7 protein-coding genes are annotated in these 10,628 nt (G+C 44.3%); 4 read left to right on the top strand and 3 right to left on the bottom strand.

Annotation, left to right across the window (positions count from 1 at the left end; all coding sequences use genetic code 11):
• Window positions 1–16 precede the first annotated feature (16 nt).
• The 3 genes from WKT12_RS14880 to WKT12_RS14870 all read left to right on the top strand — a co-directional run bounded on the left by WKT12_RS14880 (window position 17) and on the right by WKT12_RS14870 (window position 5,666).
• Window positions 17–514 carry a DUF4251 domain-containing protein gene (locus WKT12_RS14880; protein ID WP_340320187.1) on the top strand — a complete coding sequence of 166 codons (498 nt, stop codon included), beginning with the start codon at window positions 17–19 and terminating at the stop codon, window positions 512–514.
• Between the two features lie 190 nt (window positions 515–704).
• The gene (gene gyrB, locus WKT12_RS14875) at window positions 705–2,669 is read left to right on the top strand and encodes a DNA topoisomerase (ATP-hydrolyzing) subunit B (protein ID WP_340320186.1); all 1,965 of its coding nucleotides are present in this window, start codon (window positions 705–707) and stop codon (window positions 2,667–2,669) included.
• Window positions 2,670–2,957: 288 nt separating this feature from the next.
• Window positions 2,958–5,666, top strand: coding sequence for a 4-alpha-glucanotransferase (locus WKT12_RS14870; protein ID WP_340320185.1), 2,709 nt, complete (start codon window positions 2,958–2,960; stop codon window positions 5,664–5,666).
• A 209-nt stretch (window positions 5,667–5,875) separates the two neighbouring features.
• On the opposite strand, the gene WKT12_RS14865 is transcribed toward WKT12_RS14870, so the two are convergent.
• The 3 genes from WKT12_RS14865 to WKT12_RS14855 all read right to left on the bottom strand — a co-directional run bounded on the left by WKT12_RS14865 (window position 5,876) and on the right by WKT12_RS14855 (window position 8,936).
• Window positions 5,876–7,207: a nucleobase:cation symporter-2 family protein gene (locus WKT12_RS14865; RefSeq protein WP_340320184.1), complete on the bottom strand. Its 1,332-nt coding sequence runs from the start codon at window positions 7,205–7,207 to the stop codon at window positions 5,876–5,878.
• 92 nt (window positions 7,208–7,299) lie between these two features.
• Window positions 7,300–7,869: a xanthine phosphoribosyltransferase gene (gene xpt, locus WKT12_RS14860; protein WP_022232105.1), complete on the bottom strand. Its 570-nt coding sequence runs from the start codon at window positions 7,867–7,869 to the stop codon at window positions 7,300–7,302.
• Window positions 7,870–7,979: 110 nt separating this feature from the next.
• Window positions 7,980–8,936: a fimbrillin family protein gene (locus WKT12_RS14855; protein WP_340320183.1), complete on the bottom strand. Its 957-nt coding sequence runs from the start codon at window positions 8,934–8,936 to the stop codon at window positions 7,980–7,982.
• A gap of 267 nt (window positions 8,937–9,203) precedes the next feature.
• Between WKT12_RS14855 and WKT12_RS14850 the strand changes: the two genes are divergently transcribed.
• The gene (locus WKT12_RS14850; protein ID WP_340320182.1) at window positions 9,204–10,625 is read left to right on the top strand and encodes an alkaline phosphatase; all 1,422 of its coding nucleotides are present in this window, start codon (window positions 9,204–9,206) and stop codon (window positions 10,623–10,625) included.
• Window positions 10,626–10,628 lie beyond the last annotated feature (3 nt).

Raw genomic sequence — 10,628 nt, 5'->3', positions numbered from 1 at the left:
TAAATAACCTATGCTTATGAAAAACATAGTTTCTCTCCTTCTGTTTGTTACTATTCTTCTATTGGGAAGCGGATGCAAAACCACAAACGTTGCGACTAAAAAAGTCAGTCACGAACAAGCAATGCAGGCGCTGGAACAACATCGGTTCAAGATTGTGATAGAAGAAATCTACGACAAAAGCACTTCCAGAAGACGTCCGAAGCAACGATTCGCATCCGACTGCTATTTCAGCATGCAAGGCAATGAGCTTTCTTACTACATCTCACCCGAAGATATAGGCAGCCGGACCAAAAGATCTCCCCGGCATGAGCACGGACTCACAGCCACACTCTCTAAAGGAGAAAGACAAAAGAACGGAGATATCCATTATGAATTGAAAACCAATGGAGAAGTTATCCGAATCTCCACCATGCTGATCATCCTTTACAAGGACACCAACCGATGTTTCGTCCGACTGACCAAAAGTTTTTTAGGCGCCAACTATAACTTTACGGGGTACATATTACCTCAGTAAAGCATTTCCCCAGTTACGGATTATCGCCAGCCCCAAAAGACAACGGCAGTCTGCTTCCTGCCTGCCCCGAGAGGAAGCACGAATCCTCCCTGTTTCCTATCCGATTTTCAAGTTTTTTAGAACCATAAACTCGGTTATATCACGCTTTTTTAGTAACTTTGAACACTTAAAAAACTAGAAGTAAAAAGAGATGAGTGAAGAACTGATACCAAACAGCGGAAACAGTTACTCGGCAAGCAGTATCCAGGTGTTGGAAGGACTGGAAGCCGTACGTAAACGTCCCGCCATGTATATCGGCGATATTAGTGAAAAGGGATTGCACCATCTGGTGTACGAGGTAGTAGACAACTCTATCGATGAAGCCCTGGCCGGTTATTGTACCCATATAGAAGTAACAATCAACGAAGACAATTCAATCACCGTACAGGATAACGGTCGTGGTATTCCTGTCGATTTCCACCAGAAAGAAAAGAAGTCGGCACTGGAAGTCGTTATGACCGTACTGCACGCCGGAGGTAAATTCGACAAAGGCTCCTACAAAGTATCAGGAGGTTTGCACGGTGTAGGTGTATCGTGTGTAAACGCTCTTTCTACACACATGACGACAAACGTATTCCGAAACGGAAAGATCTACCAGCAGGAATATGCTTGTGGTAAGCCGCTTTATCCCGTAAAGGAAGTAGGAACGACCGACATAACCGGTACCCGACAGACTTTCTGGCCCGACGGAAGCATTTTCACTACCACCGAATATAAATATAATATCCTGCAGGCACGTATGCGCGAACTGGCATACCTGAACAAAGGTATTACTATCACGCTGACCGACAAACGCGAAAAGGAAGAAGACGGTTCGTTCAAACAGGAAATTTTCCACTCGGAAGAAGGTGTAAAAGAATTCGTCCGTTTCCTGAATTCGACAAACACTCCGCTTATCGACGACGTGATTTACCTGAACACCGAAAAGCAGGGTATTCCTATCGAATGTGCTATCATGTACAATACAGGATTCCGCGAGAACCTGCACTCGTATGTCAATAACATCAACACCATAGAAGGTGGTACGCACGAAGCCGGATTCCGTATGGCGCTGACACGTGTACTGAAGAAGTATGCGGAAGAAAGCAAGGCGCTGGAAAAGGCAAAGGTAGAAATCTCGGGTGAGGACTTCCGCGAAGGACTGATTGCCGTTATCTCTGTAAAGGTAGCGGAACCTCAGTTCGAAGGACAGACCAAGACCAAATTAGGTAACAACGAAGTGAGCGGTGCGGTCAATCAGGCCGTGGGCGAAGCACTGACAAACTATCTGGAAGAACATCCGAAGGAAGCAAAGACCATTGTCGACAAGGTCGTTCTTGCTGCAACCGCACGTGTTGCCGCACGCAAAGCACGTGAATCGGTACAGCGCAAAAGCCCGATGGGCGGAGGTGGTCTGCCCGGAAAACTTGCCGACTGTTCAAGCCGTACGGCGGAAGAATGCGAATTGTTCCTTGTCGAGGGTGACTCGGCAGGTGGTTCTGCCAAACAAGGACGAAGCCGTCAGTTCCAGGCTATCCTGCCGTTGCGCGGTAAGATATTGAACGTAGAGAAAGCCATGTGGCACAAGGCATTCGAAAGCGATGAGGTAAACAACATCATTCAGGCATTGGGAGTACGTTTCGGCGTAGACGGATCGGAAGACAGCAAGAAGGCGAACATCGACAAACTTCGTTATCATAAGGTTATCATCATGACCGATGCCGATGTCGATGGTTCTCACATCGACACCCTGATCATGACATTGTTCTACCGTTATATGCCTGAAGTAATTCAGGGCGGACATCTTTATATTGCCAATCCGCCTTTGTACAAATGTTCAAAAGGTAAAATCAGTGAATACTGCTATACCGACGAAGAACGTCAGGCTTTCATGCAGAAATATGGCGACGGAACAGAAAACGGCATTCACACACAGCGTTACAAAGGTTTGGGTGAAATGAACCCGGAACAGTTGTGGGAAACTACCATGAATCCGGAAACCCGTATTCTGAAACAAGTAAGCATTGAAAACGCTGCCGAAGCTGATTATATCTTCTCCATGCTGATGGGAGATGACGTTGCTCCGCGCCGTGAATTTATCGAGAAACATGCTACCTACGCAAACATTGATGCGTAGTGCATTTTTATAAACTTAATTTTTAAAATCCATCCTCGCATCTTACAACGAGGGAAGCTCCGGAAACCACTTCCGGAGCTTTTTTATTTCCGTCAACTGCCAGCAAAACCTATCAGGCCACCTCGTCAGTTTCTATTCTGTCTTTCCTGTTTGCCCTGCACCAGCCGAAATTATCCACAGAAGGAAACACTCAATCTGTTCCGAATAAAAATTACGCCGGTGAGAAAAGAGTTTTCGGTTTTATTCACTACTTTTGGAAAGACAATAAAACTAATACTTCGAAACAAAATGAAACTGATATTCCGAATCCAATACCGTACGTTATGGGGAGAAGAAGTCCGCATCATCTTCGATGAAGACGAAAGCCAGTCGATAGCCTTGTCTACCCGCGACGGTATCGAATGGCAAGGCAGTTGTGAATACCAACTGTCGCCGTGCGATACTCCCCTGACCTACCGTTACGCCATATACCAGAATAAGGCATGTACCCGCAAGGAACTGGGGGCGATTGCTCATATCATCTATCCGGGAAATGCCCAGCAGAGCTGTTACATCATAGACGACTGCTGGCGCGACCTGCCGGAACACAACTACCGGTACAGTTCTGCATTCAACAATAAATATGCTCCTGCCGCTCCAGTACGCCTGAACGACAGTGTAGGCTGTTGCATCACGTTTCGTGCACTTTGTCCGGGATTAAGCAGTCAGCAGCAGTCGCTTGGAATCATAGGCAGTTGTAATGCGCTGGGCAACTGGGAATATTGCCGCCCCATCCGGATGCGTGAAGTACGTCCCAGCGTATGGCAGCTCACGGTAGATGCTTCTTCCCTGAAGTTTCCGTTTGAATATAAATTCGTAGCTGTCAGCAACAAGACTGGAGCCGTGGTAGAATGGGAAACACGGAACAACCGTATCTTCCACACCCAACCGCTGCAACGTGGGGAAACTTACTTTCCGGCAGAAACGGAAGTATTCTTCCATACACCGGAACTGCGGGTTGCCGGATGTGCTATTCCGGTATTCTCTCTCCGCTCGGAAGGCAGTTTCGGAGTAGGCGACTTTGGCGACCTGAAGATGTTCATCACATGGGCTTCCGATACGAAACAGAAGGTGGTGCAAATTTTGCCTATCAATGATACGACGATGACCAATACGTGGATGGATTCATATCCGTACAACAGCATTTCCATCTATGCTTTCCACCCTATGTATATCGACCTGCGACAGCTCCCTGCATTAAAGGATGAAGCGGAAAGCAAACGTTTCGAAGAAGAACGTGTCCGTCTGAATGCCCTTCCACAAGTAGACTATGAACAAGTCAACAAGCTGAAAAGGGAGTATCTGAAGCTGATTTTCGAACAAGAAGCCAACAATATTCTTAACTCCGAAGCATTTGAAGCATTCTTCCGCGACAACAAGGACTGGCTCGTCCCGTATGCAGCATACAGCTACCTGCGCGACTTATATCGCACATCCGATTTCAACTACTGGGGCGACTACAGCAAATATGACAAGGAGCAAATTCAGGAATTATGCAGCCCGGAGAAAGAAGAATATCCGGAAATAGCCTTTTATTATTTTCTCCAGTACGAACTACACATACAGCTGCTTGCCACATCCGATTATGCAAGAAGCAAAGGTGTCATCATCAAAGGAGATATACCTATCGGCATCAGCCGCACCAGCGTAGAAGCGTGGGTAGAACCGTATTATTTCAACATGAACGGACAGGCAGGTGCCCCTCCCGATGCTTTTTCTACCAATGGACAGAACTGGGGTATGCCCACTTACAACTGGGATGTAATGGCTAAAGACAACTATAGCTGGTGGCAGAAACGCTTCCGCAAGATGGCGGAATACTTCACGGCTTATCGTATAGACCATATCTTAGGCTTCTTCCGCATCTGGGAAATTCCGTACCATTCGATACACGGTCTGTTGGGACAATTTGTTCCCTCGCTTCCGATGAGTAAGGATGAAATACAAAGTTTCGGAGTACCTTTCGACCGCGAAACCATGACTCGCCCATTTATCAACGAATATATTCTGAATACCGTATTCGGAGAACACAGTGAAGAGGTAAAAGAAACGTTTGTCAGACGACTGCATCACGACATTTACGTCATGCGTCCGGAGTTTGATACGCAACGGAAGGTGGAAGCCTACTTTGCCGACAAGGCGGATGCTGAGAGTCAGAACATAAAGGAAAAACTTTATGCCCTGATCAGCGACGTCCTCTTTATTCCCGACCGTGACAATCCCGAGATGTATCATCCGCGAATCGCCGTGCAGAATGATTATATCTTCAAGCAACTGAGGGAACAGGATCAGGAGGCATTCAATCACCTGTACAATCATTATTACTACCAGCGGCACAATGAGTTCTGGTATCACGAGGCCATGAAGAAGCTACCTGTACTGACGCAAAGCACATCGATGCTGGTTTGTGGAGAAGACCTCGGCATGGTACCCGACTGTGTTCCCTGGGTAATGAACCAGTTGCAGATTTTGTCGCTCGAAATACAGCGAATGCCTAAGAGTCCGGCACACGAATTCGGACAGGTACACGAATATCCTTTCTACTCTGTCTGTACCATAGGTACTCACGACATGTCAACGTTCCGCGGCTGGTGGGAAGAAGATAAGGAAAAGACCGAACGCTTCTACCATCAAGAACTGGGACACTGGGGAGAGGTCCCCGAACATGCTCCGGCATGGCTGTGCGAGGAGGTTATACGCCAGCATCTGGAAAGTCCTTCCATGCTGTGTATACTGACATGGCAAGACTGGACCTCGATGGACGATACCCTGCGTAATCCGAATATCAACATCGAACGCATCAATATCCCAGCCAATCCTCGTCACTACTGGCGGTGGCGTATGCATATCACTCTGGAGGATCTGATGAAACAGGATGAATTCAACGACAACATACGCTCCATGATTGAGGAAAGTGGAAGAAGTATTTCTTCAGAAAAGGAAAAGAACGAAGAATAAAAGAAGGATACCGATATAAGCATCGGTTACATCGGGAAAAACGATATCGTAATTCCATCCGAAAATAGAACATCTCCTACAGATAAAAAGAAAGAATCGTATCACTGCTCAAAAACAGAGCCTGATACGATTCTTTTATTTTTTATCGTTGCAATCCGTAACTTTCCAACAAAATTGTCGGGAGTTTGGCGTATCTCCTCAACACTGAATTATTCTTTAATTCGGATCAGCAGGTTGGCAAGAATAGCAGTCAATCCACCGGTTGTAATACCCGAAGAGAAAATATTACGCAACGTATCGGGCAACTGACAAAGGATATCGGGCACCAGTTCCACACTCAGACCGAAAGAGAAGCTCAGAGCCATGACCAATGTAGCCTTACGGTCTATCTGCTGTGAGGCAATGATACGAATACCGGCAGCAGCAACTGTACCAAACATCAACAACGTTGCACCTCCAAGTACGGGTTCCGGCATCAACGAGAACACCAGTCCCACAGCCGGGAACAGTCCCAGTATAATAAGGAATCCTGCGATAAAGTAACCTACATAGCGGCTTGCCACTCCGGTAAGCTGAATCATACCGTTGTTCTGTGCAAAGATGGAATTAGGAAATGAATTGAAGAAACCAGCCAGCATCGAGTTGAATCCATCGGCAAGAATACCACCTGAAGCACGTTTTACAAATGTTTCTCCTTCTACTGGCTCACCCGAAATCAGAGAGTTGGCAGTAATATCACCATAAGCCTCGATAGCCGTAATCAGATAAACCAGTGCCAGACCTATAATTGAAGATATATCGAATGAAATGCCATAACGGAAAGGTATAGGAATATTGAATCCGCCATAGTTCTGTACAGCAGAGAAATCGATCATACCCAGTGCCCATGCCGTAATATATCCGATAACCAAACCGATAACGATAGAACTCATGCGCAGATAACGGTTGGAGCTACGGTTGAAAATAATTATCAGAACCAATACCAGTGCGGCAAGTCCTACATGCTGTATGCCTCCAAACGTACCATTTGCCTGAGCAACGGCACCACCTCCGCAGGCAGAAATACCAACTTTAATCAAACTCATACCGATAAGCGTAACGACAATACCCGAAACCAGCGGAGTAATGATACGACGAGTATACTTCAGCACGCGACTAATCAGCATTTCTACTGAAGAAGCAACGATACATGCACCAAAAATAGCAGAAAGTCCTCCGGTCAGCCCGGCAGAAATAATCGGACCAATGAAAGAAAAACTGGTTCCCTGAATACAGAGTAATCCGCAACCGACAGGTCCTACCCGACGACACTGGATAAAAGTAGAGATACCCGATGCAAACAAAGCCATTGAAACAAGAAAACCTGTTGTTTCCAAATCAAGCTTCAACGCACCAGCAATAATCAACGGAGGAGTGATAATAGCCACAAAGATAGCCAGCAGATGCTGCAAAGCGGCAAAAATCGTTTCTTTCACAGGCGGACGGTCATTCAGTCCGTAAATCAGCCCCGCACCCGGAGCTACAGTCTGTTCTTTTTCCATTAAAACTAATACTAACTTATTTAATTATGAAAAACAAAAAATGAAGAAACTATACACTTCAGAACAACGTATAGTTTCTTCATTTCATTCAATTACTCTTTTATTTTGATCTCACAGTGATCAAGGCTTTCGATGATAGCCAACGATTCAACGTGAATACCTTGCGCACGCAAGTAATCACCCCCATGCTGGAATGACTTTTCAATGAGGAATCCCATACCCACCAGTTCGGCTCCGGCTTTCTGCACCAGATCGATAATTCCTTTTGCAGCATTACCGTTAGCCAAGAAATCGTCGATAAATAATACCTTATCTCCCGGACAGAGATAGTCACTGCTGACACATACTTCATACGAACGGTCCTTCGTAAACGAATAGACTGTAGTAGTCAGCATATTTTCCATTGTACTGGGTTTCTTCTTTTTAGCAAAGACAACCGGAAGTTCAAGCAGATATCCTACCATAATGGCCGGAGCAATACCACTTGCTTCAATAGTCATCACTTTATTGATTTTTGTACTGGCGAAACGGCGCACGAACTCCACCGCCATTGATTTCATCAGAATCGGGTCCATCTGATGATTGATAAAGTTATCAACTTTTAATATTCCTCCCTCAAAACATTTACCATCGCGCAAGATACGTTCCTTGAGTGCCTTCATATACCAAAAAGAGCTTTAATTGTTTTATATGTTAAATATTCTGCAAAGTTACACGTTTTTATCCTATTTCCGGCAATGCTTGAGGGAGAGATATTAATCAAAACAGAAAATTATTTTTCTTGAGGTACATCGTTTACTGTAATATCCTCGGTTTCTCCGTCAGTCTGCCAATCGGAAATCTCGCTTCCTTCAATAACCAGACTTTCTTTTTCAATCTTAACCTTGTATTTATAGCAATTTCCACCGACCAGATGTCCTTTCATTGCCTCCGTATAAGCCTGATAGGCTATCCCATCACGTTCATAAGTAACCGAGAATTTCAAGGTACCTCCTTCTTCTGTTGGATTCAGCAATACAGCAATGGAATAACCTTCCTGCGGTATAACAGTCTTTTCTGATGAGCAGTCGACTAAAAGAGTATTTCCTTCTGGCGACTCGACAACGGGTTGCATTTGTTTCTCTGTAAAGTTGTAAGTATGTTTCGACAGAATATCTTTTCCCTCGAAGGTCGCCGTCTTAAGAGTCGTTTCAGCATCTTTTTCATTTTTCACTAATGTAACGAGTATCAAACTATAGACATGTTTAAAAGCCGCGTCATTTGTAAATGAAACTTTACCTGTATTGGTCTGATAATTACACGTTTTTTCAGCTACCAGAAAATCACATTTACCAATGTTGTCCAGTTTCCCGTCTTGAGTACTCAAATCGGGCATCGGGACATTTGTACGCTCGGCATCCTCTGTATATGGATAAAATGCACAAAAATCATAATCATTCTTCTGGTCCGGCCAGAACAAAGAAGCGGACGGCTGCCAAGAACTCTCTCCCAAAGTCCATAAAGCAGGTGTACTCTCTTCTGGCATAAAAAATCCAATCTTATCGCCTTGAGCAAACACTGTATGGCCATCCTGCTGAGTCGTGGTACGAGAAAGTGTTTCTCCTGCAATAGAAGCCTGTATCTCCAATGCAAGATTACCGGTTAAAACTTGTTCTGATAAATCTCTCTGCTGACATGATGCCAGCGCCAAAATGGTCAAATACGACCATTTCATCCAATTTTTCTTCATAATGACAAACTATTTAGTTAATAAAATCATTAATCATTAACGCAAGCTGCACAAAATTTCTACCGATATATTCATTTTATTTATCCTTCAAACGAAGAAAACGAGAAAAAGACAACTGATATTCTGTCACAGAGATGTAAAAGAATCGTAGTAGAGAGCCATAAAGAAGTAAGCTTTTAACATGTATTTCATACAAATGAGAAAGAATAATTTCCGCTTTACGGAATTATATCGTAAGTTTGCGTCAAACAATAATCAGTTAAAGACATGAAGAAATTTTCACTTTTACTATCTTTTCTTCTCTTCGTTTCGTTAGGCTATGCCCAACAAGCGAAATATGTATTCTATTTCATCGGTGATGGAATGGGAGTAAATCAAGTACAAGGAACCGAATTATACCGAGGTGAACTGGAGGGAAAAATAGGAATCACTCCTATCTGGTTTACTCAGTTTCCTTATGCTACTACAGCAACCACATTCTCAGCTACGAATGGAGTTACTGATTCGGCTGCTGCCGGTACAGCTCTTGCTTCAGGCAATAAAACCAAAAACGGCACAATTGGTATGAAACAGGACCAACAGACGGATGTTAACAGTATCGCTGTATGGGCTAAAGACAAAGGTTGCCGTGTAGGTGTCACTACCAGCGTCAGTGTAGACCACGCAACTCCTGCTGCATTTTATGCACACGATCCCAGTCGTGGAAGTTATTATAAAATAGGAAAAGATTTGTATACTGCCGGATTCGACTTTTATGCTGGTTCCGATTTCCTTGACCCTACTAACAAAGAGGACAAAAGTGGAACATCCGAAAATCTATATAGTCTGGCAGAAAAGAACGGTTATGTAATTGCAAGAGGCTACAAGGATTATCTGAAAAAATGCAAGAAAGCTGATAAGATGATTTTGTTCCAAAGTGAAAAAGCATCGGAAGCAGATCGTACAGCTATTCCATATGCTATAGACCGTACAAAAAATGATCTGACACTTGCCGATATTACCCGCTCTGCTATCAATTTTCTGTCAAAAGATCTGTCGAAAGGATTTTTCCTGATGGTAGAAGGAGGTAAAATTGACTGGGCGTGCCATAGCAATGATGCTGCCACAGTATTCCACGAAGTTGTCGACATGGACGAGGCTGTAAAGGTAGCTTACGAGTTTTATTCTCAGCATCCGGACGAAACACTTATTGTAGTAACAGCCGACCATGAAACAGGTGGATTTGTTTTGGGTACAGGTGCCTATAAACTGAACCTGCAAGTCTTGAAAAACCAGAAAGTAAGTGAAAACGGATTTACTCGTATCCTGAATGAGCTTCGCAAGAAATATGACAACAACGTTTCTTGGGAAAAAGTACAACAGGCACTGAAAGAAAACTTCGGATTCTGGGATAAGGTACAGCTTAGCAAGGCGCAAGAGGAACGCCTACAGGCAAAATATACTGAAACATTCAAAGGACAAGAAACAAAGCTGGAAAAGAGTGAATATGCACAAGATGAACCTCTTGCAGCAGAAGCGAAACGTATTATCGATGAAATAGCTTTGGTTGGCTGGACCAGTGGAGGACACTCTGCCGGATATGTTCCTGTCTTTGCCATCGGAGCTGGAGCAGAACAGTTCCAAGGGCGCATAGACAACACAGAAATACCTGTTAAAATAGCCAAAGCAGCCGGATATACTCAAGAATAATGT

It is taken from the genome of Phocaeicola sp. HCN-6420, assembly GCF_037890145.1.
Taxonomy (GTDB): Bacteria; Bacteroidota; Bacteroidia; order Bacteroidales; family Bacteroidaceae; genus Phocaeicola.
This window is presented reverse-complemented; position numbering and strand designations above follow the sequence as displayed.

Coding starts and splice junctions, on each gene's coding strand:
- xpt (WP_022232105.1), bottom strand. CDS start 7,869: ATGAAGGCACTCAAGGAACGTATCTTGCGCGATGGTAAATGTTTTGAG.
- WKT12_RS14880 (WP_340320187.1), top strand. CDS start 17: ATGAAAAACATAGTTTCTCTCCTTCTGTTTGTTACTATTCTTCTATTG.
- WKT12_RS14865 (WP_340320184.1), bottom strand. CDS start 7,207: ATGGAAAAAGAACAGACTGTAGCTCCGGGTGCGGGGCTGATTTACGGA.
- WKT12_RS14870 (WP_340320185.1), top strand. CDS start 2,958: ATGAAACTGATATTCCGAATCCAATACCGTACGTTATGGGGAGAAGAA.
- gyrB (WP_340320186.1), top strand. CDS start 705: ATGAGTGAAGAACTGATACCAAACAGCGGAAACAGTTACTCGGCAAGC.
- WKT12_RS14855 (WP_340320183.1), bottom strand. CDS start 8,936: ATGAAGAAAAATTGGATGAAATGGTCGTATTTGACCATTTTGGCGCTG.
- WKT12_RS14850 (WP_340320182.1), top strand. CDS start 9,204: ATGAAGAAATTTTCACTTTTACTATCTTTTCTTCTCTTCGTTTCGTTA.